Annotated in this window: 17 protein-coding genes; 13 read left to right on the top strand and 4 right to left on the bottom strand. The window is 56.1% G+C overall.

Annotation, left to right across the window (positions count from 1 at the left end; genetic code table 11):
* Positions 1-8 precede the first annotated feature (8 nt).
* The 6 genes from msbA (at position 9) to BV390_RS02590 (ending at position 6,082) form a co-directional block, all read left to right on the top strand.
* Complete coding sequence (msbA, locus tag BV390_RS02615) at positions 9-1,757, top strand: lipid A ABC transporter ATP-binding protein/permease MsbA (protein WP_032688592.1); 1,749 nt, start codon at positions 9-11, stop codon at positions 1,755-1,757.
* Positions 1,754-2,734 carry a tetraacyldisaccharide 4'-kinase gene (gene lpxK / locus BV390_RS02610; protein WP_085396544.1) on the top strand — a complete coding sequence of 327 codons (981 nt, stop codon included), beginning with the start codon at positions 1,754-1,756 and terminating at the stop codon, positions 2,732-2,734. Before msbA ends, lpxK begins: the two co-directional genes overlap by 4 nt.
* A gap of 55 nt (positions 2,735-2,789) precedes the next feature.
* Positions 2,790-4,019: a winged helix-turn-helix domain-containing protein gene (locus BV390_RS02605; protein WP_085396543.1), complete on the top strand. Its 1,230-nt coding sequence runs from the start codon at positions 2,790-2,792 to the stop codon at positions 4,017-4,019.
* Between the two features lie 101 nt (positions 4,020-4,120).
* Positions 4,121-4,303: a Trm112 family protein gene (locus BV390_RS02600; protein WP_004860086.1), complete on the top strand. Its 183-nt coding sequence runs from the start codon at positions 4,121-4,123 to the stop codon at positions 4,301-4,303.
* Positions 4,300-5,046 carry a 3-deoxy-manno-octulosonate cytidylyltransferase gene (gene kdsB / locus BV390_RS02595; protein WP_032688588.1) on the top strand — a complete coding sequence of 249 codons (747 nt, stop codon included), beginning with the start codon at positions 4,300-4,302 and terminating at the stop codon, positions 5,044-5,046. Before BV390_RS02600 ends, kdsB begins: the two co-directional genes overlap by 4 nt.
* Positions 5,047-5,188: 142 nt before the next feature.
* A complete protein-coding gene (locus BV390_RS02590) occupies positions 5,189-6,082 on the top strand; it encodes a YcbJ family phosphotransferase (RefSeq protein WP_085396542.1) in 894 nt (297 codons plus the stop codon).
* Here BV390_RS02590 and elyC read toward each other — a convergent pair.
* The gene (gene elyC, locus BV390_RS02585) at positions 6,059-6,838 is read right to left on the bottom strand and encodes an envelope biogenesis factor ElyC (protein WP_032688586.1); all 780 of its coding nucleotides are present in this window, start codon (positions 6,836-6,838) and stop codon (positions 6,059-6,061) included. The two genes, BV390_RS02590 and elyC, sit on opposite strands and share 24 nt — an antisense overlap.
* A 121-nt stretch (positions 6,839-6,959) precedes the next feature.
* Between elyC and cmoM the strand changes: the two genes are divergently transcribed.
* From cmoM to BV390_RS02545, 7 genes are all read left to right on the top strand, one after another.
* Positions 6,960-7,739, top strand: coding sequence for a tRNA uridine 5-oxyacetic acid(34) methyltransferase CmoM (cmoM, locus tag BV390_RS02580; RefSeq protein WP_032695666.1), 780 nt, complete (start codon positions 6,960-6,962; stop codon positions 7,737-7,739).
* A 3-nt stretch (positions 7,740-7,742) separates the two neighbouring features.
* Complete coding sequence (gene mukF, locus BV390_RS02575) at positions 7,743-9,065, top strand: chromosome partition protein MukF (RefSeq protein WP_032688584.1); 1,323 nt, start codon at positions 7,743-7,745, stop codon at positions 9,063-9,065.
* Entirely contained in the window at positions 9,046-9,750 is a 705-nt protein-coding gene (gene mukE / locus BV390_RS02570) for a chromosome partition protein MukE (protein WP_004860098.1), read from the top strand. Before mukF ends, mukE begins: the two co-directional genes overlap by 20 nt.
* Positions 9,750-14,198 carry a chromosome partition protein MukB gene (gene mukB, locus BV390_RS02565; protein ID WP_032695668.1) on the top strand — a complete coding sequence of 1,483 codons (4,449 nt, stop codon included), beginning with the start codon at positions 9,750-9,752 and terminating at the stop codon, positions 14,196-14,198. The genes mukE and mukB overlap by 1 nt, the downstream gene beginning before the upstream one ends.
* 184 nt (positions 14,199-14,382) lie before the next feature.
* Positions 14,383-16,173, top strand: a complete 1,791-nt coding sequence (ldtD, locus tag BV390_RS02560; protein WP_032695669.1) for a L,D-transpeptidase — start codon at positions 14,383-14,385, stop codon at positions 16,171-16,173.
* Positions 16,174-16,353: 180 nt separating this feature from the next.
* Entirely contained in the window at positions 16,354-16,905 is a 552-nt protein-coding gene (locus tag BV390_RS02550; protein ID WP_015584788.1) for a peptidoglycan L,D-endopeptidase MepK, read from the top strand.
* A gap of 13 nt (positions 16,906-16,918) precedes the next feature.
* Complete coding sequence (locus BV390_RS02545; RefSeq protein ID WP_032688580.1) at positions 16,919-17,566, top strand: MBL fold metallo-hydrolase; 648 nt, start codon at positions 16,919-16,921, stop codon at positions 17,564-17,566.
* Positions 17,567-17,625: 59 nt separating this feature from the next.
* On the opposite strand, the gene aspC is transcribed toward BV390_RS02545, so the two are convergent.
* The 3 genes from aspC to asnS form a co-directional block, all read right to left on the bottom strand.
* Positions 17,626-18,816: an aspartate transaminase gene (gene aspC, locus BV390_RS02540; protein WP_032695670.1), complete on the bottom strand. Its 1,191-nt coding sequence runs from the start codon at positions 18,814-18,816 to the stop codon at positions 17,626-17,628.
* A 183-nt stretch (positions 18,817-18,999) separates the two neighbouring features.
* Positions 19,000-20,082 carry a porin gene (locus BV390_RS02535; protein WP_032688579.1) on the bottom strand — a complete coding sequence of 361 codons (1,083 nt, stop codon included), beginning with the start codon at positions 20,080-20,082 and terminating at the stop codon, positions 19,000-19,002.
* Between the two features lie 592 nt (positions 20,083-20,674).
* A complete protein-coding gene (gene asnS, locus BV390_RS02530; RefSeq protein ID WP_004860113.1) occupies positions 20,675-22,075 on the bottom strand; it encodes an asparagine--tRNA ligase in 1,401 nt (466 codons plus the stop codon).
* Between the last annotated feature and the right edge of the window lie 20 nt (positions 22,076-22,095).

Raw genomic sequence — 22,095 nt, 5'->3', positions numbered from 1 at the left:
TTTATTGAATGCAGAATGATAAAGATCTCTCCACGTGGCAGACCTTCCGCCGCCTCTGGCCACTTATTGCGCCATTTAAAACCGGACTGATCGTCGCGGCAGTTGCGTTAGTCTTTAACGCCGCTAGTGATACCTTCATGCTATCGCTTCTTAAACCGTTACTGGATGATGGTTTTGGTAAAACGGATCGCTCAGTGCTGCTATGGATGCCGCTGGTCGTGATTGGGCTGATGTTACTGCGTGGCGTCACCAGCTACATTTCGAGCTACTGTATCTCGTGGGTTTCAGGCAAAGTCGTCATGACGATGCGCCGCCGTCTGTTCAGCCACATGATGGGGATGCCCGTCTCCTTCTTTGATAAACAGTCCACGGGTACCTTGCTGTCTCGTATCACCTATGACTCCGAACAGGTTGCGTCATCCTCTTCCAGCGCCTTGATTACCGTCGTGCGTGAAGGCGCCTCGATCATCGGCCTGTTTGTGATGATGTTCTACTACAGCTGGCAGCTGTCGCTGATTCTGATCGTCCTGGCCCCCATTGTCTCCATGGCGATTCGCGTGGTATCGAAGCGTTTTCGTAATATCAGCAAGAATATGCAGAACACCATGGGTCAGGTCACCACCAGCGCAGAGCAGATGCTGAAAGGGCATAAAGAAGTGCTGATGTTTGGCGGTCAGGCGGTAGAAACCAAACGTTTTGATAAGGTCAGCAACAAAATGCGCTTGCAGGGGATGAAAATGGTCTCTGCGTCGTCTATTTCTGACCCGGTTATTCAGCTGATTGCGTCACTGGCGCTGGCATTTGTCCTCTATGCCGCCAGCTTCCCGAGCGTCATGGAAACGTTAACTGCCGGTACCATCACCGTCGTCTTCTCCTCAATGATTGCGTTGATGCGCCCGCTGAAATCGCTGACGAACGTCAATGCTCAGTTCCAGCGCGGGATGGCCGCCTGCCAGACGCTGTTTGCGATTCTTGATTCCGAACAGGAAAAAGACGAAGGCAAGCTGGTTATCGAGCGTGCGAAGGGCAACCTGGAATTCAAAGACGTCACCTTTACCTATCCGGGCCGTGAAACGCCGGCGCTGCGAAATATCGACCTCAACATCCAGGAAGGTAAAACGGTCGCCCTGGTCGGGCGTTCGGGGTCGGGTAAATCGACCATCGCCAGCCTGATTACGCGTTTTTATGATATCGATAACGGTCAGATTCTGCTGGATGGCCACGATCTGCGTGAATACACTCTGGCATCCCTGCGCGACCAGGTGGCGCTGGTGTCGCAAAACGTGCATCTGTTCAACGATACCGTGGCCAACAACATTGCCTATGCGCGCACGGAAGAGTACAGCCGCGAGCAGATCGAAGAAGCGGCGCGTATGGCCTACGCGATGGACTTTATCAGCAAAATGGATAATGGCCTCGATACCGTTATCGGGGAAAACGGCGTACTGCTCTCTGGCGGTCAACGCCAGCGTATTGCCATCGCGCGTGCGCTGCTGCGTAACAGCCCGATTCTGATTCTGGACGAAGCGACATCGGCGCTGGATACCGAGTCTGAACGCGCGATTCAGGCTGCCCTCGATGAACTGCAAAAAAACCGCACTTCGCTGGTCATTGCCCACCGTCTTTCCACCATTGAACAAGCCGATGAAATTGTGGTTGTGGAAGATGGCCGCATTGTCGAGCGCGGTAGCCATGCCGATCTGCTGGAACACCGCGGCGTGTATGCTCAGCTACATAAGATGCAGTTTGGCCAATGATTGCGCGTATCTGGTCCGGTGAGTCGCCCGTATGGCGACTCTTGCTGCCGCTCTCCTTGCTCTATGGCCTGGTGAGCGGGCTGATTCGTCTCAGCTATCGGCTGGGGCTGAAGAAAGCCTGGCGAGCACCGGTTCCGGTGGCGGTGGTGGGGAATCTCACCGCCGGAGGCAACGGCAAAACGCCGGTGGTCATCTGGCTGGTGGAACAGCTCCAGCAGCGCGGTATTCGCGTTGGCGTTGTTTCCCGCGGCTATGGCGGGAAAGCAGCGAGCTATCCATTATTGCTCAGCAATGACACCAGTACCGCGGAAGCCGGCGATGAACCGGTACTCATTTTTCAACGCACCGGCGCGCCGGTTGCGGTCTCACCAGAGCGTCGTGATGCGGTACAGGCGCTGCTTCATGCACATGATTTGCAGCTCATCATCACCGATGATGGCCTGCAGCACTACAAACTGGCACGGGACAAAGAAATTGTCGTGATTGATGGCGAGCGCCGTTTTGGCAATGGCTGGTGGCTACCGGCCGGGCCGATGCGTGAACGCGCGTCACGTTTACGTAGCGTCGACGCCATCATTGTTAACGGCGGCGTCGCGCAGGCGGGGGAGATCCCCATGCAGCTGCGACCCGGACTGGCGGTGAATTTACGCAGCGGCGAACGGCGTGACGTGGCTTCTTTCGAGAATGTCGTTGCCATGGCCGGGATCGGCCATCCCCCGCGCTTTTTCGCCACGCTGGAAAGCTGCGGCGTCCTGCCGGTAAAAACCGTCGCGCTTGCCGATCACCAGGCATTGACTCAGGCGAGCGTTTCCGCCCTTGTGAACCCACAGCAAACGCTGCTGATGACCGAGAAAGATGCGGTGAAATGTCGCGGGTTTGCCGAATCAAACTGGTGGTATTTACCTGTCGACGCCATAATGACGGATGAACGCGCACAGCAGCTGCTGACGGAACTGGTGACGCTGGCGCAACGTTAGTTCTGCCACGCTCGCTTCAATAACGCTGTGCCGGAGTCCTTTACGGAGAACCTGCATGTCGGTATTACAACTGTCGCTTAAAGAAGCCCGTCATCTCCACCTTGCGGCGCAGGGATTGCTGAAGAAGCCCCGGCGACGTGCCCGCGCCAGCGATATTCTGCAAACTGTTCAGCAGATGTCCTTGCTGCAAATCGATACCATCAACGTCGTTGCCCGCAGCCCCTATCTTGTGCTTTTTAGCCGTCTTGGTCGCTATCCGCAAAGCTGGCTGGAGGACGCCCTGCGCAGCGGGGAGCTGATGGAATACTGGGCTCATGAAGCCTGTTTCCTGCCCCGTAGCGACTTTGCCCTGGTGCGCCACCGCATGCTGACGCCCGATGATATGGGCTGGAAGTATCACAAGGCGTGGATGACGGAACATGCGGACGATATTCAGCTGCTGCTGGAGCATATCGCGCAGAATGGTCCGGTTCGTTCGGCTGACTTTGAACATCCGCGCAAAGGCGCCAGCGGCTGGTGGGAATGGAAACCGCATAAGCGCCATCTGGAAGGCCTGTTTACCGCAGGTAAAGTGATGGTCGTGGAGCGGCGTAACTTTCAGCGGGTGTATGACCTGACGCATCGCGTGATGCCGCACTGGGACGATGAGCGCGATGCGCTGACGCAGCCGCAGGCGGAGGCGTTAATGCTGCGCAACAGTGCCCGGAGCCTCGGCATTTTTCGCCCCCAGTGGCTGGCTGATTACTATCGGCTCCGCCAGCCCGCTTTATCGACGCTGCTGGCGAACTGGCAGGAGGAAGGCATGGTGGTCCCGGTGAAGGTCGAGGAACTGGGCGACATGTGGCTCCACCACGAAGCGCTCGGGCAGCTGGAATCGGCGCCCGGCGGCAAACTTGCCGCCAGCCATAGCGCGGTGCTCTCGCCATTTGACCCGGTAGTCTGGGACCGTAAACGCGCTGAGCAACTCTTCAATTTTAGCTATCGCCTCGAGTGCTACACGCCGGCGCCGAAGCGTCAGTATGGCTACTTTGTTCTGCCGCTGCTGCACCAGGGAAAACTGGTGGGCAGAATGGACAGCAAGGTGCATCGGAAAACCGGAGTTCTGGAGGTTTTTTCGCTGTGGCTGGAAGAAGGGGTCAGGGTCACCTCGGGGCTGGAGAAAGGGTTGCACCGGGCGATTGAAGAGTTTGCTCTCTGGCAGTCGGCTCAACGTATAACCTTCGGTCGTTTGCCACCGGGGCTTTTCTCTGACCGTCAGCAGGGCTGGGAGATTTCCCCGGCTTGAACAAGGCCACACCCCGCTCAGCCTTTGCCGCAAACGGATCCCTGAGTTTGCCATCATGTGATATGCTGCTGCGGAATCTATTCGGTCCATCAGGAGGAATCATGGATCACCGTTTACTAGAAATCATCGCCTGTCCTGTCTGCAACGGTAAACTCTACTACAGCCAGGATAAGCAAGAGCTGATCTGCAAAATTGACAGCCTGGCCTTTCCTTTCCGTGAAGGCATTCCCGTCTTGCTGGAAACCGAAGCCCGCGCACTAGCCGTGGGAGAGAGCCATTCATGAGTTTCGTGGTCATCATTCCTGCGCGTTTTGCCTCCACGCGTCTGCCGGGCAAGCCTCTACAGGATATCAACGGTAAGCCGATGATCGTTCATGTTCTGGAGCGCGCGCGCGAATCCGGGGCCGATCGTATTATCGTCGCGACGGATCATGACGATGTTGCGCGTGCGGTCGAAGCTGCCGGCGGCGAAGTGTGCATGACCCGTGCGGACCATCAATCCGGGACCGAGCGTCTGGCCGAAGTTGTTGAAAAGTGCGGCTTCAGTGATGACACGATCATCGTTAATATCCAGGGCGATGAGCCGATGATCCCGCCGGCGATCGTACGCCAGGTGGCTGAGAATCTGGCGGCCAATACCTGCGGCATGGCAACGCTCGCCGTTCCGATTCACGACGCAGAGGAAGCATTTAATCCGAATGCTGTGAAAGTGGTGATGGATGCGCAGGGCTATGCGCTCTACTTCTCCCGCGCCACCATTCCGTGGGATCGCGATCGCTTTGCGCAATCACGCGAGACTATCGGTGATTCTCTGCTGCGTCATATCGGTATTTACGGTTATCGTGCCGGCTTTATCCGTCGTTACGTCAGCTGGGCGCCGAGTCCACTGGAACAGATCGAAATGCTGGAGCAGCTGCGGGTGCTGTGGTACGGCGAAAAAATCCATGTCGCGGTGGCCGAAGTTGTCCCGGGGACCGGTGTCGATACGCCAGAAGATCTGGAGCGCGTGCGCGCAGAGCTGCGTTAATCCGTTCATCCCCTCCGTCGTGAGGGGATATCCTCAAGCTATTTTTCCATACTTTTTCCCCAAATTTTTTGATCTCACCTGATGACATCCCTGCGGCTGGCGCTCATTATAAAACCAGTAGTATTCACAGGGGTAATCAGAGATGGAACAGCTGCGAACCGAACTTAGCCACCTGCTGGGAGAAAAACTGAGCCGCGTGGAGTGTATCAGCGAGAAACCCTGCTCGGCGCTGTGGTCGCTGTATGATGCGCAGGGAAACCCGCTGCCGCTGTTGGCGAGAAGCTTTACCACGCCCGGGGTTGCCCGCCAGCTGGCGTGGAAAATCTCCATGCTGGCGCGCAGCGGTACCGCGCGCATGCCGGTGGTCTATGGGGTGTTGACGCATGAAGAGCATCCAGGCCCGGACGTGTTGCTGATTGAGCGGCTGCGCGGAGTCTCTGCGGAAGCGCCGGCCCGTACGCCTGAGCGTTGGGAACAGCTGCAGGAGCAGATCGTGGAAGCTCTTCTGGCCTGGCACCGGCACGATAGCGGCGGCTGCGTCGGTATGGTGGACAGCACCCAGGAAAACCTGTGGCCGCACTGGTACCGCCAGCGGGTAGAGATGCTGTGGAGTACCCTTAATTTGTATCAGGATACCGGCCTGACGATGCAGGATAAACGGATTCTGTTCCGCGCCCGCGAGTGCCTTCCGGATTTATTGAAAGACTTTAATGATAACTGTGTGCTGGTCCACGGCAACTTCACGCTGCGCAGTATGCTGAAAGATGCGCGTAGCGATCAGCTGCTGGCGATGGTCGGGCCGGGCATGATGTTGTGGGCGCCGCGAGAATATGAACTGTTTCGCCTGTCCGACGGTGGGCAGGCGGAGCAGCTGCTGTGGCACTATCTACGCCGTGCGCCGGTGGCTGAATCTTTCCTGTGGCGACGCTGGCTCTATCTGCTGTGGGATGAGGTGGATAATCTCGTCAATACCGGGCGCTTTGACCGCGCCCGGTTTGACCTGGCCGCTAAATCAATCCTCCCCTGGCTCGCCTGAGCTGCCTTTTAACCATTGCCAGAGGCGTCCCAGCGTTTCGTAGCCGACGCGATCGCTGTGCATCAGCCAGACGGGAGAAGGGATCGCCTGTTCCCACGGATTGAGAGGTGACGCGATCGCCAGCTGATTGGCGGGCGCCGGCAGCGGGTTTAGCCCGACATGTTGGAAGAAAATCATCGCCCGGGGTAAATGCGATGCGGAAGTTACCAGCAGGAACGGCGCATCGCCGATGGCCTGTTTCACCGCCTCGGCTTCCTCTTCGGTATCTTTGGGTTTATCCAGAACGATAATTTCGCTGCGCGGTATCCCCAGACTCTCCGCAACTCTGGCGCCGGCTTCTGCCGTGCTGACGGGATTCGTCTTCGCCGCTGCGCCGGTAAAGATGAGTTTCGCGCCCGGATTCTCATACCACAGGCGGATTCCCTCCGTCAGCCGCGGCAGGCTGTTGTTGATGAGATTTGAACTGGGCGCCCACTCCGGATTCCAGGTGTAGCCCCCGCCAAGTACGACGACGTACTGCACGCGCTCTGCATTGCGCCACGTCGGGTATTTATCTTCGATTGGTTTGAGCAAACTATCGGCTACCGGTTGCAGGCTCAACAGCAGCAACAGCAGCCAGCTGAGGCTGACGCAGAGCTTGCCGGTACGCTGGAAACGGCTAAACCACAGTAACGCGATGCCGACCGCCATCAGCAACAGCAGCAGGGGAAGCGGCAGCATCATGCCGCCTAAATACTTTTTCAGTGTAAAAAGCATGCCAGATGGGTCCTTTTTTAACCATATAACCAAAGTTATGTCCGGATCTTATAACAGATCGCTTCATTCTCAGCGTGGGTATGACAAAATAGCGGCTTTGTGTTGGCAGGTGGATCCGTCCGTGAAAGATCGTAATTTCGATGACATGGCTGAAAAGTTTTCGCGCAATATTTACGGCACCACCAAGGGTGAACTGCGTCAGGCCATTCTGTGGCAGGATCTGCAACCGCTGTTGAGCCAGCTGGGGCCAGGGCCGCTTCGGGTTCTTGACGCGGGCGGCGGCGAAGGGCAAACGGCGGTAAAAGTCGCGGAAATGGGCCACCATGTGACGTTATGCGATCTTTCGGCTGAAATGGTGGCGCGCGCCCGGCAGGCTGCTGCCGATAAAGGTGTGATCGACAACATGCATTTTGTACAATGCGCCGCTCAGGATATTGCGCAGCATTTGGAAAGCCCGGTCGATCTGATACTGTTTCATGCGGTGCTGGAGTGGGTGGCCGAGCCGCAGGAGATGCTACGTACGCTGTGGTCGGTTTTACGACCCGGCGGTGCGTTATCGTTAATGTTCTACAATGCTAACGGTCTGTTGATGCATAACATGGTCGTCGGGAACTTCGACTACGTACAACTCGGCATGCCGAAAAAGAAAAAACGTACGCTGTCGCCGGACTATCCGCGTTCCCCGCAGCAGGTTTATGGCTGGCTGGAAGAGCAGGGCTGGCACATTACCGGTAAGACCGGCGTGCGGGTGTTTCATGATTATCTGCGTGAAAAACGCAAACAGCGCGACAATTTTGCGGCGCTGCTGGAGCTGGAGACGCGCTACTGTCGCCAGGAGCCGTATATCAGCCTGGGTCGCTACATTCATGTCACAGCGCTTAAGCCGCAGATGCAAGGATAAACTATGAGTGAATTTTCCCAGACAGTCCCCGAACTGGTTGCCTGGGCCAGAAAAAATGATTTTTCTATTTCGCTGCCGGTAGACAGACTCTCGTTTCTGCTGGCGGTTGCTACGCTGAACGGCGAGCGGCTCGAAGGGGAAATGACCGAGGGAGAACTGGTGGATGCGTTCCGCCACGTCAGTGATGCGTTTGAGCAGACCAGCGAAACCATCAGCCAGCGCGCCAATAATGCGATCAACGATATGGTGCGCCAACGTCTGCTGAACCGCTTTACCAGCGAAATCACGGAAGGCAACGCGATTTATCGCCTGACGCCGTTGGGTATCGGTATTACCGACTACTATATTCGGCAACGCGAATTTTCCACTCTGCGTCTGTCGATGCAGCTGTCGATCGTCGCCGGCGAGCTCAAGCGCGCAGCCGACTCGGCAGAAGAGGGCGGCGATGAGTTTCACTGGCATCGCAACGTCTTTGCGCCGCTGAAATATTCGGTTGCTGAGATTTTCGACAGTATCGATCTGACGCAGCGCATCATGGATGAGCAGCAGCAGCTGGTCAAAGATGATATCGCTCAGCTGCTGAACAAAGACTGGCGCGCGGCGATCTCCAGCTGTGAGCTGCTGCTGTCAGAAACCTCCGGCACCCTGCGCGAGCTGCAGGATACGCTGGATGCCGCAGGCGATAAGCTGCAGGCAAATCTGCTGAGAATTCAGGATGCGACAATTGCACGCGACGACCTGCATTTTGTCGACCGCTTAGTCTTCGATCTGCAAAGTAAACTGGACCGTATCGTCAGCTGGGGGCAGCAGGCTATCGACCTGTGGATCGGTTACGATCGCCATGTGCACAAATTTATCCGTACCGCTATCGATATGGATAAAAACCGTGTCTTCGCCCAGCGTCTGCGTCAGTCGATCCAGACCTACTTTGACGCCCCGTGGGCGTTGACTCACGCCAGCGCCGATCGTCTGCTGGATATGCGCGATGAAGAGATGGCGCTGCGTGACGAAGAGGTCACCGGGGAGCTCCCGGCGGATCTGGAATACGAAGAGTTTAACGAAATTCGCGAGCAGCTCGCCGCGCTGATTGAAGCGCAGCTGGTGGTTTACAAAGACAAAGGCGTCCCGCTGGACCTTGGTCTGGTGGTGCGCGAATATCTGGCGCAGTATCCGCGAGCTCGCCATTTTGATGTGGCGCGAATCGTCGTCGATCAGGCGGTACGCCTGGGCGTCGCACAAGCAGATTTCACCGGACTGCCGGCAAAATGGCAGCCGATTAATGATTACGGAGCCAAGGTACAGGCGCATGTCATCGACAAATATTGAACAAGTGATGCCAGTTAAACTGGCGCTGGCGTTGGGCAATCCGTTATTTCCGGCGCTGGATAGCGCCCTGCGAGCAGGCCGCCATATCGGCCTGGACGAACTGGATAATCACGCATTTTTGATGGATTTCCAGGATTACCTGGAAGAGTTTTACGCGCGTTATAACGTTGAGCTGATTCGCGCGCCGGAAGGGTTTTTCTATCTGCGCCCGCGCTCCACGACGCTGATTCCGCGCTCGGTGCTCTCCGAGCTGGATATGATGGTCGGCAAAATTCTTTGCTACCTCTATCTCAGCCCGGAACGGCTGGCCAACGAAGGGATCTTTACCCAGCAGGAGCTTTACGACGAGCTTCTGACCCTGGCGGACGAGGCTAAACTGCTGAAGCTGGTGAACAACCGTTCTACCGGGTCCGATCTCGACCGCCAGAAGCTGCAGGAAAAAATGCGCGCGTCGCTCAACCGTCTGCGCCGCCTGGGCATGGTCTGGTTTATGGGCCATGACAGCAGCAAATTTCGTATCACCGAGTCGGTCTTCCGCTTCGGTGCTGACGTTCGCGTCGGCGACGATCCGCGTGAGGCACAGCTGCGCATGATTCGCGACGGCGAAGCGATGGCGCTGGAAAACCATCTGCGGCTCCATGACGAGAATGAAGAGAATCAGCCGGATAGCGGGGAGGAAGAGTAATGATAGAACGCGGTAAATTTCGCTCGCTGACGCTGGTTAACTGGAACGGTTTTTTTGCCCGCACCTTTGATCTGGATGAGCTGGTCACCACCCTCTCCGGCGGCAACGGCGCCGGGAAATCGACCACCATGGCGGCTTTCGTCACGGCGCTGATTCCGGATCTGACCCTGCTGCACTTCCGTAACACCACCGAAGCGGGTGCCACCAGCGGTTCGCGCGATAAAGGTCTGCACGGGAAGCTGCGGGCCGGGGTGTGTTATTCGGTACTGGACGTGGTCAACTCGCACCACCAGCGCGTGGTCGTGGGCGTGCGCCTGCAGCAGATCGCCGGTCGCGATCGTAAAGTGGATATCAAGCCGTTTGCTATCCAGGGACTGCCGATGTCCATTCAGCCGACCCAGCTGTTGACGGAAACCCTTAACGAGCGCCAGGCGCGCGTGCTGAGCCTCAACGAGCTGAAAGACAAGCTTGAAGAGATGGAAGGGGTGCAGTTCAAGCAGTTCAACTCGATAACCGATTATCACTCGCTGATGTTCGATCTGGGTGTTGTCGCGCGTCGTCTGCGTTCGGCCTCCGACCGCAGCAAATACTATCGCCTGATTGAAGCCTCGCTGTACGGCGGGATCTCCAACACCATTACCCGCTCGCTGCGCGACTACCTGCTGCCGGAAAACAGCGGCGTGCGTAAAGCGTTCCAGGATATGGAAGCCGCGCTGCGCGAAAACCGCATGACGCTCGAAGCCATTCGCGTCACCCAGTCCGATCGCGACCTGTTTAAACACCTGATCAGCGAAGCGACGAACTATGTTGCGGCGGACTATATGCGTCACGCCAACGAACGTCGCGTGCATCTGGACAAAGCGCTGGAGTATCGTCGCGATCTCTTTACCTCGCGGGCGCAGCTGGCGGCAGAGCAGTATAAGCACGTCGATATGGCCCGTGAACTGCAGGAACATAACGGCGCTGAAGGCGATCTGGAAGCCGATTATCAGGCGGCCAGCGACCACCTGAATCTGGTTCAAACCGCGCTGCGCCAGCAGGAAAAAATCGAGCGCTATGAAGCGGATCTCGATGAACTGCAGATTCGTCTTGAAGAGCAGAATGAAGTCGTCGCCGAAGCGACCGATTTGCAGGAAGAGAACGAAGCCCGCGCAGAGGCCGCTGAACTGGAAGTGGATGAGCTGAAAAGCCAGCTCGCCGACTACCAGCAGGCGCTGGATGTGCAGCAGACCCGTGCCATTCAGTACAACCAGGCGCTGCAGGCGCTGGAACGTGCGAAGGCGCTGTGTCATTTACCGGATTTAACGCCGGAAAGCGCCGACGAATGGCTGGAAACATTCCAGGCCAAAGAGCAAGAAGCGACGGAAAAAATGCTGTCGCTGGAACAAAAAATGAGCGTGGCGCAGACCGCCCACGGTCAGTTTGAGCAGGCTTACCAGCTGGTGGCGGCCATCAACGGCCCGCTGGCGCGTAATGAGGCCTGGGACGTGGCGCGCGAGCTGCTGCGCGATGGCGTCAATCAGCGTCACCTCGCCGGGCAGGCACAAGGGTTGCGCAGCCGTCTGACCGAGCTGGAACAACGTCTGCGCGAGCAGCAGGATGCCGAACGCCAGCTGAGTGAATTCTGCAAGCGTCAGGGTAAACGCTACGAGATCGACGATCTGGAAGCGCTGCATCAGGAGCTGGAAGCGCGCATCGCCTCCTTGTCCGACAGCGTCTCTTCTGCCAGTGAACAGCGCATGAACCTGCGTCAGGAACTGGAGCAGCTGCAGTCGCGCACTCAGTCTCTGCTGCGTCGGGCGCCGATCTGGCTGGCCGCGCAAAATAGCCTCAACCAGCTCTGCGAGCAGAGCGGTGAGCAGTTTGAATCAAGCCAGGATGTCACTGAATATCTCCAGCAGCTGCTGGAGCGCGAGCGCGAAGCCATCGTCGAACGTGACGAAGTGGGCGCCCGTAAACGCGCCATCGACGAAGAGATCGAGCGCCTCAGCCAGCCGGGAGGGTCTGAAGATCCCCGTCTGAACGCCTTGGCTGAACGTTTTGGTGGCGTACTGCTGTCGGAAATTTATGACGATGTCAGCCTTGAAGACGCCCCGTACTTTTCCGCGCTGTATGGCCCGTCGCGTCACGCGATCGTGGTACCCAATCTGGCGCAGATCGCCGAACAGCTGGAAGGGCTGGAAGATTGCCCGGAAGATCTCTATCTGATCGAGGGCGATCCGCAATCCTTCGATGACAGCGTATTCAGCGTCGATGAGCTGGAAAAAGCGGTTGTCGTTAAGGTAGCCGATCGCCAGTGGCGCTACTCGCGTTTCCCGACCCTGCCGCTGTTTGGCCGCGCCGCGCGTGAAAGCCGCATCGAGAGTCTGCATGCCGAGCGTGAGGATCTGTCAGAGCGTTTTGCGACCCTCTCTTTTGACGTGCAGAAAACGCAGCGTCAGCATCAGGCCTTCAGCCGCTTTATCGGCAGCCACCTGGCCGTCGCGTTTGAAGACGATCCGGAAGAAGAGATCCGTAAGCTCAACAGCCGCCGCGGCGAGCTGGAGCGCGCGCTCAGCGCGCACGAAAGCGACAACCAGCAGAACCGGGTGCAGTTTGAGCAGGCGAAAGAGGGGGTTTCCGCCCTTAACCGCCTGCTGCCGCGCCTTAACCTGCTGGCGGACGATACGCTGGCCGACCGCGTTGACGAAATTCAGGAACGGCTGGATGAAGCCCAGGAAGCGGCGCGCTTTATTCAACAGTATGGCAATCAGCTGGCGAAACTGGAGCCGATCGTTTCCGTCCTGCAGAGCGACCCGGAACAGTTTGAACAGCTGAAAGAAGACTATGCCTATGCGCAGCAGATGCAGCGCGATGCACGGCAGCAGGCGTTTGCGCTGAGCGAAGTGGTTCAGCGTCGTGCCCACTTCAGCTATTCCGATTCGGCGGAAATGCTGAACGGCAACAGCGATCTCAATGAAAAACTGCGTCAGCGCCTGGAGCAGGCGGAGGCTGAACGCAGCCGCGCCCGCGACGCGATGCGTACCCATTCCGCGCAGCTGAACCAGTACAATCAGGTGCTGGCGTCGCTGAAAAGCTCCTTTGATACCAAAAAAGAGCTGCTGAGCGATCTGTACAAAGAGCTGCAGGATATCGGCGTACGCGCCGACAGCGGTGCGGAAGAGCGTGCGCGTGCGCGCCGCGATCAGCTGCATACGCAGTTAAGCAACAACCGCTCACGCCGGAATCAGCTGGAAAAAGCGCTGACTTTCTGTGAAGCCGAAATGGACAACCTGACCCGCAGGCTGCGTAAACTTGAGCGCGACTACTGCGAAATGCGTGAGCAGGTAGTGAGCGCCAAGGCGGGCTGGTGTGCGGTTATGCGGCTGGTGAAAGATAACGGGGTCGAACGTCGTCTGCATCGCCGCGAGCTGGCCTACCTCTCCGCTGACGAGCTACGCTCGATGTCGGATAAAGCGCTGGGTGCGCTGCGTCTGGCCGTATCGGATAACGAACATCTGCGCGATGTGCTGCGTGTTTCCGAGGATCCGAAACGTCCTGAACGTAAAATTCAGTTCTTTGTCGCTGTCTACCAGCATCTGCGCGAGCGTATCCGTCAGGATATTATCCGCACCGACGACCCGGTAGAAGCGATTGAACAGATGGAAATCGAACTGAGCCGTCTGACGGAAGAGTTGACCAACCGCGAGCAGAAGCTGGCCATCAGCTCCCGCAGCGTGGCCAACATTATTCGCAAAACGATCCAGCGCGAGCAGAACCGCATCCGGATGCTCAACCAGGGGCTGCAAAGCGTCTCCTTCGGCCAGGTCAACAGCGTGCGCTTGAATGTCAACGTGCGGGAAACCCACTCGACGCTGCTTGATGTGCTGTCCGAACAGCACGAGCAGCATCAGGATCTGTTTAACAGCAACCGCCTGAGCTTCTCGGAAGCGCTGGCGAAGCTGTATCAGCGTCTGAACCCGCAGATCGATATGGGGCAACGCACGCCGCAGACCATCGGCGAAGAGCTGCTCGACTACCGCAACTATCTGGAGATGGAAGTGGAAGTCAACCGCGGCTCCGACGGCTGGCTGCGCGCAGAATCCGGCGCGCTGTCCACCGGGGAAGCTATCGGTACCGGGATGTCGATTCTGGTGATGGTAGTACAGAGCTGGGAAGATGAGTCTCGTCGCCTGCGCGGCAAAGACCTGTCGCCGTGCCGTCTGCTGTTCCTTGATGAAGCGGCGCGTCTCGATGCCCGCTCTATCGCCACGCTGTTCGAGCTGTGCGAACGTCTGGAGATGCAGCTGATTATCGCGGCGCCGGAAAACATCAGCCCGGAAAAAGGCACCACCTATAAGCTAGTGCGTAAAGTGTTTAATAATCACGAACACGTCCACGTTGTCGGGCTGCGCGGCTTTGCCGCACAGTTGCCGGAAACGCTGCCTGGAACGGCGGATGCCTCTTAGCGGTCATCGATCGATAGATAAAAGGGCGACTTGATGTCGCCCTTTTTGTTATCGGATTCGCTAAGTTAACGCTTTATAATCTTTAAACTTCTTTACATTTGGGGAGGCAAAAGCTTTTGCGCCTCTATATACTGAGAGTAAAACCCGTTTTTACGGGCGGCAATGTGACAACAGGGGGCAAGGGATGTTGCTAAAAAAACGCTATGGTCGTCAATTGTCAGCGCTGAGTTTGAGCCTGGCATTTGCATTTGCTCCACTGTTTAATGCCCAGGCCGAAGAGCCTGAAATCGTACCCACAGACAGTTCTGCGACGATGGGGGAGCTGTCGTCTGCGCTTACCCAGAGCGATGGTCAGTCCGCGACGGTCGCGAAAATGGCCGGGGAACAGCCGCTGGCTGCCGGCGCCGCAGAAAAAAGTCGCGCCGCGATAACGGCACAGCTGCCGGCCGGCTATCAGCCCGTGTTTATGAACCCGCTGGTGTCGCTCTATGCGGCCAGAGATATGAAGCCGATGTGGGAGAACCGCGGGGCGGTTCAGGCTTTCCAGCAGCAGCTGGCTGAGGTCGCCATCGCCGGTTTTCAACCGCAATTTACCACCTGGGTAAGTCTGTTGACCGATCCGGCGGTAAGCGGTATGGCTCGCGACATCGTGCTCTCCGACGCCATGATGGGATACCTGCATTTTATCAGCGGTATTCCGGTGCAGGGGAACCGTTGGCTGTACGGAACGAAGCCGTACACCATGGCGACCCCGCCGCTGTCGGTAATTAACCAGTGGCAGCTGGCGCTGGATAATGGCTCTCTGGTGCCGTTTATTGCCGGACTGGCGCCGAAGCATCCGCAGTATGAGGCGATGCATCGGGCGCTGCTGGCGCTGGTGGCCGATTCCCGTCCGTGGCCGCAGCTGACCAGCAACGCGTCGCTACGTCCGGGAGAGTGGAGTAACGACATTGGCGCGCTGCGCGAAATTTTACAGCGCAACGGTATGCTTGATGATTCTGCGAAAATTGCTCTGCCGGGGGATGTTGTCAGTCCATCTGCCGGGAAGAAGAGTAAAACCGCGGCGCGCGGCGTCTACGATCGCCAGCTTGTTGAGGGCGTTAAGCGCTTCCAGGCCTGGCAGGGGCTGGGCGCCGATGGCGTGATTGGTCAATCCACCCGTGACTGGCTCAACGTTTCCGCGGCCCAGCGCGCCGGCGTGCTGGCGCTGAACATTCAGCGCTTGCGTCTGCTGCCGGGAAAACTGTCTACCGGCATCATGGTCAATATTCCGGCCTTCTCGCTGGTCTATTACCAGGATGGCAGCCAGGTGCTGGCATCGCGAGTGATTGTCGGGCGGCCGGATCGTAAAACGCCGATGATGAGCAGCGCGCTAAACAACGTGGTGGTTAACCCGCCGTGGAACGTACCGCCAACGCTGGCGCGCAAAGATATCCTGCCGAAGGTGCGTAACGATCCGGGCTATCTTGAGCAGCATGGTTACACCGTGATGCGCGGCTGGAACAGCAAAGAGGCTATCGACCCGTATCGGGTTGACTGGTCGACGATCACCGAAAACAATCTGCCGTTCCGTTTTCAGCAGGCGCCTGGCGCGCGTAACTCATTGGGGCGCTATAAGTTTAATATGCCCAGCTCCGATGCTATCTATCTGCACGATACGCCGAACCACAATCTGTTCCAGAAAGACGTGCGGGCCTTAAGCTCCGGCTGCGTGCGGGTCAACAAAGCCTCGGAGCTGGCGAATATGCTGCTGCAGGATGCCGGCTGGAACGACACGCGGATTTCCGATGCGCTCAAGCAGGGCGATACCCGCTATGTCAATATCCGCCAGAATATCCCGGTCAATCTCTATTACTTGACCGCCTTCGTCGATGCGGATGGCCGCATGCAATATCGCACAGATATTTACAATTACGATCTCACCGCGCGATCTGGCGCACAAATTCTGGCGAAAGCAGAACAATTAATCAGGTAAATGAAGTAGTTCAACGAATTTCGTTGTCCTAACTCTCAGTGAAAACAGGCCCTGTTCCTCTACAGGGCCCGTATTTACTGGGGTTAGGCTACCTTGACGTTGGCAATAATGCCCGGTAAGGTGCCTTTCGTGCGCCAGAAGTGCATATATTCGATTCATTTACTTGTAGACCTGATTATCATGGACAAATTTGACGCTAATCGCCGCAAATTGCTGGCGTTAGGTGGGGCTGCGCTCGGTGCTGCCGCCATTCTGCCTGCGCCGGCATTTGCTACCCTCTCGACCCCCCGACCGCGTATTCTGACGTTGAATAACCTGCATACTGGTGAATCACTCAAGGCGGAGTTTTTCGATGGCAGAGGCTATATTCAGGATGAATTAGCAAGGCTTAACCATTTTTTCCGTGATTTTCGCGCGAATAAAATTAAGCCAATCGATCCGAGTTTGTTTGATCAACTCTATCGTCTGCAGGGATTACTTGGTACCAATAAACCTGTTCAGCTTATCTCAGGCTATCGTTCCCTTGATACCAATGACGAGCTCCGTGCACGAAGCCGTGGTGTGGCGAAACATAGCTATCACACCAAGGGACAGGCAATGGATTTCCACATAGAAGGCATTTCGTTAAGCAATGTTCGCAAAGCGGCGTTATCTATGGGCGCAGGTGGTGTAGGATACTACCCACGTAGCAACTTTGTGCATATTGATACCGGTCCGGTCAGGCACTGGTAACGAAAGGAGCATCATGAACTATCGTATTATTCCGGTTACCGCGTTCGCTCAGAACTGTTCTTTAATCTGGTGCGAGCAAACCCGGCTCGCCGCGTTGGTCGATCCCGGCGGTGACGCTGAGCGAATCAAACAGGAAGTTGCGGCAGCAGGCGTCAGCCTGATGCAGATTTTGCTCACCCACGGTCATCTCGATCACGTTGGTGCGGCGGCCGAACTGGCACAACACTATGGCGTGCCGATTATCGGACCGGAAAAAGAAGATGAGTTCTGGCTGGAAGGTCTGCCGGCGCAAAGCCGGATGTTTGGTCTGGAGGATTGCCAGCCGTTGCAGCCGGACCGCTGGCTCAATGAAGGCGACGTCGTCAGCGTGGGGAACATTTCTCTGCAGGTGCTGCACTGTCCCGGGCATACGCCAGGACACGTGGTCTTTTTTGATGATGCTTCCCGGCTGCTGATTTCCGGCGATGTGATTTTTAAAGGTGGCGTTGGGCGCAGCGATTTCCCACGCGGCGATCACGGTCAGCTGATTGATGCGATTAAACGTAAGTTATTGCCTTTGGGTGATGACGTGACGTTTATTCCCGGTCACGGGCCGATGTCGACGCTGGGCTATGAGCGTCTGCACAATCCTTTCCTGCAGGATGAAATGCCCGTCTGGTAATCACCGTGACGGGATATAAAAAAGGCCGCGGAAGCGGCCTTTTTTTGTCGGCTGCGAGATTACAGCACGGCGACAATCGCTTCACACAGTGGCGCCATATTATCTGGCGTCATGCCCGCAACGTTAATACGTCCGGAAGCCACGGCGTAAACCGCGAACTCTTCACGCAGACGCAGCACCTGCTCTTTGGTCAGGCCGCTGAACGAGAACATGCCGTTTTGCTTGATGATGAAAGAGAAGTCGCGGCTGGCCCCTTTTTCCTGCAGGGTATTGACGAACAGCAGACGCATACGCTGAATACGCTGGCGCATATCGGTCAGCTCTTGTTCCCAGATAGCACGCAGTGCATCGTTGCTGAGAATCGTCGCCACCACCGACGCACCGTGCGCAGGCGGGTTGGAGTAGTTCGCACGAATCGCCGACTTCATCTGAGTGAAGGCGCGGTCAACGGTTTCGGCATCTGCCGCAACCAGCGTGCAGGCACCCACGCGTTCGTTGTACAGGCCAAAGTTCTTCGAGTAGGAGCTCGCAACCAGCAGCTCTTTATGCAGCGCAACGAACGCGCGCAGACCTTCGGCATCTTCTTCCAGACCACGGGCAAAGCCCTGGTAGGCGAAGTCGAACAGCGGCAGCCAGCCTTTTTCAACGGACAGTTGCGCCAGCTGCTGCCACTGCTCCAGCGTAGGATCGATACCGGTTGGGTTATGGCAGCAGCCATGGAACAGAACCACGTCACCCGCCTGGGCTTCATTGAGGCTTGCCAGCATACCGTCGAAGTCGAGGGTATGGTTGGCCGCATCGTAATAGGCATATTCGCGAACTTCCAGACCTGCGGAATTAAAGACGCTTTTGTGGTTCGGCCAGCTCGGGTTGCTTACCCAGACGCGTTTTACTGCGGTGTTCTTCGCCAGGAAGTCAGCGGCAACGCGCAGGGCGCCGGTGCCGCCAGGGGTTTGGGCGGTACGTGCGCGCTTATCGCTGATGATGGCGCTTCCTTTACCGAACAGCAGTTCCTGGGTGCAGCGACCAAATTCCGCAATACCGTCGATACCCAGATAGTTTTTTGTGGTTTCATTTTCCAGCAGATACTGTTCTGCTTTTTTAACGCTGGTCAGGACCGGGGTTTTACCCGTTTCATCTTTGTAAACACCAATCCCGAGGTTAATTTTAGTCGGGCGGTCATCGGCACGAAACAGATCGGCCAGGCCTAAAATGGGGTCGGCAGGGGCGGCAGTAATGTTCTCAAACATGACGAGGTTCCATTGTGATTACTGAGGGGATTTCGCTATCAGGGTAACGGGAGATTTACAAATTGCCAACCGTTTGCGACAAAAAGCGAGAAGGTTTTCGAAAGTTACGATCTTTATCTTAGTAATGTAGAAAAGCAGGACCGAAGTCCTGCTTTTTAGGCATATCACGAAGGGGTGTACTGATTAGAACTGGTAAACGATACCGACTGCAGCCTGGTCATCGGTGGCCACTTTAGCGGTTTCGGTATAGCTGTTGTCGTCCAGCAGGTTGAATTTGTATGCTGCGTAGACGTTCATGTTCTTGTTGAAGTAGTACCAGGTACCCACTTCGATGTATTTAACCAGGTCAGCATCGCCGCCGGAGAAACCGGTACGGCCCTGCAGGTTTTTACCTTTAGTCTGAACGTAGCCGATGGACGGACGCAGACCGAAGTCGAACTGATACTGAGCAACGGCTTCGAAGTTCTGAGTTTTGCCAGCGAAGTAGTTCGCCTGGTTTTCCGGGGTCATGTTGTAGGTCTGAGAGTACATGACTGCTGCGTAGATGTTGTTGGCATCGTACTTAGCGGAGGTTGCCCATGCTTCAGCTTTGTCGCCGTTACCGTCAGCTTTCTGTGCGACGCTGCGGTTAGAAGAGGCGTAACCTGCAGACAGCGCGACACCGTTGTCAAATGCATAGGTCGCAGAGGTGCTGACGCCGTCGCCGTTTTGTTTCTGGATAGCACGGCTGCTGTCGTTTTTACCCTGGTACTGCAGCGCGAAGCTCAGACCGTCAACCAGACCAAAGAAGTCAGAGTTACGGTAGGTCGCTACGCCGTTGGTACGACCGGTCATGAAGTTGTCGGTGTAGTTCCAGCCGTCGCCGCCCCACTCAACCAGCATATCGGTTGCGGATTCAACGTCGTAGATAGCACCGTAGTTACGGCCGTAGTCGAATGAACCGTATTCACCCGCTTTCAGACCCGCGAAGGCCAGACGAGTTTTGGTACCCTGGGAACCTTCAACGTTGGACGCATCCATGTTGTATTCCCACTGGCCGTAACCGGTCAGCTGATCGTTGATCTGGGTTTCGCCTTTCAGGCCGATACGTGCATAGGTGGTGTCGCTGCTGTTGGTGTCACCATTGGTGGTCCAGACGTGCTCACCAACCATTTTCCCGTAGAAGTCCAGTTTGTTGCCGTTTTTGTTATAGATTTCTGCAGCGTTAGCTGCGCCGGCTACCAGCAGGGCAGGGATTACCACTGCCAGAATATTGCGCTTCATCATTATTTATTACCCTCATTAATATTTTTTATATGAACACTTGCCACTGCCGCCAATAAATTCCGTCAATAAAAATTTACAGAACTATTGATGATAGTTTGGTGTCTGAAGGCATCTTTCCATCCGCGCCAGCGTTTCGCTAGCCGGAAAATGCTACCAATGTCGCATATGAGTAACAATAAGAAAAAGTATGTAACTAAATGTGTATTTTCTGGAACTTTGTGAACTCAATCAAAATTCCGTTCCACTTTGCTCGTAAAACAAACAGACTATATATATCTATATGAATTAATTATGATTAATTTAGATAAAGACCCATTTGTGCATTTTATGTCTGCATTTCGCTTTTTTTTCGCTCAGCATTTGTCTTTACATCTTGTGCTGCGCGAGGTTAAAAAATGAACAAAATTATCAGGCATTTCGTCGATGAATGAACATAAGGTGCGGTTTGCGGGATGAGAAGAAGTCGTAATAGTGAGTAACATAAATGTGAACTGGAAGGGTTGATGTTTAAATTTCTTGATATTCATTAACAGAGCCTGACATAAAAAAAGGCCAGCTTACGCTGGCCTTCGGCAATGATAAGAAAAATTAATCAGAATGTGGCGTTGCGTGGAGTCCGCGGGAACGGGATCACATCACGCACGTTTTGTACGCCGGTGACATAGGCGATCAGACGCTCAAAGCCCAGGCCAAAGCCGGAGTGCGGTACGGTGCCGTAACGACGCAGGTCGCGGTACCACCAGTAGTCTTCTTTATTAAGACCCATCTCCGCCATACGCGCGTCAAGCACATCCAGGCGCTCTTCACGCTGGGAACCCCCGATGATTTCACCGATGCCAGGCGCCAGAACGTCCATGGCGGCGACGGTTTTACCGTCTTCATTAAGGCGCATATAGAACGCCTTAATGTCTTTCGGATAGTTTTTCACGACGACCGGCGCTTTGAAGTGTTCTTCAGCCAGGTAGCGCTCGTGCTCGGAAGAGAGGTCCACGCCCCAGTAAACCGGGTTTTCAAACTGCTTACCGCAGTTTTCCAGAATGGTGACGGCGTCGGTGTAATCGACCTGAGCGAAGTCGGCATCAATAAAGCGCTCCAGGCGGGAAACGGCTTCTTTGTCCACGCGCTCGGCAAAGAACTTCATATCGTCCGCGCGTTCTTCCAGTACCGCCTTGAAGACGTATTTCAGCATGGCTTCCGCCAGGCCTGCGACGTCGTTCAGGTTGGCAAACGCGACTTCCGGTTCCAGCATCCAGAACTCCGCGAGGTGGCGGCTGGTGTTGGAGTTTTCGGCGCGGAAGGTTGGGCCAAAGGTGTAGATTTTAGACAGCGCACAGGCATAGGTCTCACCGTTCAACTGGCCGGATACGGTCAGGAACGACTCTTTACCAAAGAAGTCTTTATCGAAATCTACTTTGCCCTGATCGTTACGCGGCAGGTTTTCCAGATCCAGCGTAGAGACACGGAACATTTCACCCGCGCCCTCGGTATCGGAGGCGGTAATCAGCGGCGTGGAAACCCAGAAGAAGCCCTGCTCATCAAAGAAGCGATGCAGCGCTTGTGCCAGGGTATGACGCACGCGGGCGACCGCGCCAATCAGGTTGGTACGCGGACGCAGGTGCGCAACTTCACGCAGATACTCGATGCTGTGACGCTTAGCGGCCATCGGATAGGTATCCGGATCTTCTACCCAACCTGTCACTTCAACGTGGCTGGCCTGGATTTCAAAACTTTGACCCTGGCCTTGAGATGCCACGATTTTACCCGTAATGACGACCGAGCAGCCGGTGGTCAGGCGCAGCACTTCCTGATTGTAATTGGGCAGAGAATTATTAATAACGGCCTGTACAGGATCAAAGCAGGAACCGTCATAGACGGCCAGGAAGGAAAAGCCAGCTTTTGAATCTCGGCGGGTACGTACCCATCCGCGCACGGTGACTTCGCTGTCAACGGCAACACGGCCCTGGAGTACGTCGGCTACAGGCACAACGCTCATAATAGTCTCTCTATTCGTAG

Origin of the sequence: Klebsiella sp. YJ (genome assembly GCF_002108615.1) — a bacterium.
In the GTDB taxonomy this organism is placed as follows: domain Bacteria; phylum Pseudomonadota; class Gammaproteobacteria; order Enterobacterales; family Enterobacteriaceae; genus Klebsiella; species Klebsiella planticola.
Note: the sequence above shows the minus strand (reverse complement) of the source record. Positions and strands in the feature narration are given on the sequence as shown.

What these genes read in the sequence shown, in the direction of transcription:
- lpxK (WP_085396544.1), top strand. Translation starts at nt 1,754, where the DNA reads ATGATTGCGCGTATCTGGTCCGGTGAGTCGCCCGTATGGCGACTCTTG.
- BV390_RS02605 (WP_085396543.1), top strand. Translation starts at nt 2,790, where the DNA reads ATGTCGGTATTACAACTGTCGCTTAAAGAAGCCCGTCATCTCCACCTT.
- BV390_RS02550 (WP_015584788.1), top strand. Translation starts at nt 16,354, where the DNA reads ATGGACAAATTTGACGCTAATCGCCGCAAATTGCTGGCGTTAGGTGGG.
- BV390_RS02535 (WP_032688579.1), bottom strand. Translation starts at nt 20,082, where the DNA reads ATGATGAAGCGCAATATTCTGGCAGTGGTAATCCCTGCCCTGCTGGTA.
- BV390_RS02545 (WP_032688580.1), top strand. Translation starts at nt 16,919, where the DNA reads ATGAACTATCGTATTATTCCGGTTACCGCGTTCGCTCAGAACTGTTCT.
- msbA (WP_032688592.1), top strand. Translation starts at nt 9, where the DNA reads ATGCAGAATGATAAAGATCTCTCCACGTGGCAGACCTTCCGCCGCCTC.
- elyC (WP_032688586.1), bottom strand. Translation starts at nt 6,838, where the DNA reads ATGCTTTTTACACTGAAAAAGTATTTAGGCGGCATGATGCTGCCGCTT.
- ldtD (WP_032695669.1), top strand. Translation starts at nt 14,383, where the DNA reads ATGTTGCTAAAAAAACGCTATGGTCGTCAATTGTCAGCGCTGAGTTTG.
- mukB (WP_032695668.1), top strand. Translation starts at nt 9,750, where the DNA reads ATGATAGAACGCGGTAAATTTCGCTCGCTGACGCTGGTTAACTGGAAC.
- mukE (WP_004860098.1), top strand. Translation starts at nt 9,046, where the DNA reads ATGTCATCGACAAATATTGAACAAGTGATGCCAGTTAAACTGGCGCTG.
- mukF (WP_032688584.1), top strand. Translation starts at nt 7,743, where the DNA reads ATGAGTGAATTTTCCCAGACAGTCCCCGAACTGGTTGCCTGGGCCAGA.
- BV390_RS02590 (WP_085396542.1), top strand. Translation starts at nt 5,189, where the DNA reads ATGGAACAGCTGCGAACCGAACTTAGCCACCTGCTGGGAGAAAAACTG.
- BV390_RS02600 (WP_004860086.1), top strand. Translation starts at nt 4,121, where the DNA reads ATGGATCACCGTTTACTAGAAATCATCGCCTGTCCTGTCTGCAACGGT.
- asnS (WP_004860113.1), bottom strand. Translation starts at nt 22,075, where the DNA reads ATGAGCGTTGTGCCTGTAGCCGACGTACTCCAGGGCCGTGTTGCCGTT.
- aspC (WP_032695670.1), bottom strand. Translation starts at nt 18,816, where the DNA reads ATGTTTGAGAACATTACTGCCGCCCCTGCCGACCCCATTTTAGGCCTG.
- kdsB (WP_032688588.1), top strand. Translation starts at nt 4,300, where the DNA reads ATGAGTTTCGTGGTCATCATTCCTGCGCGTTTTGCCTCCACGCGTCTG.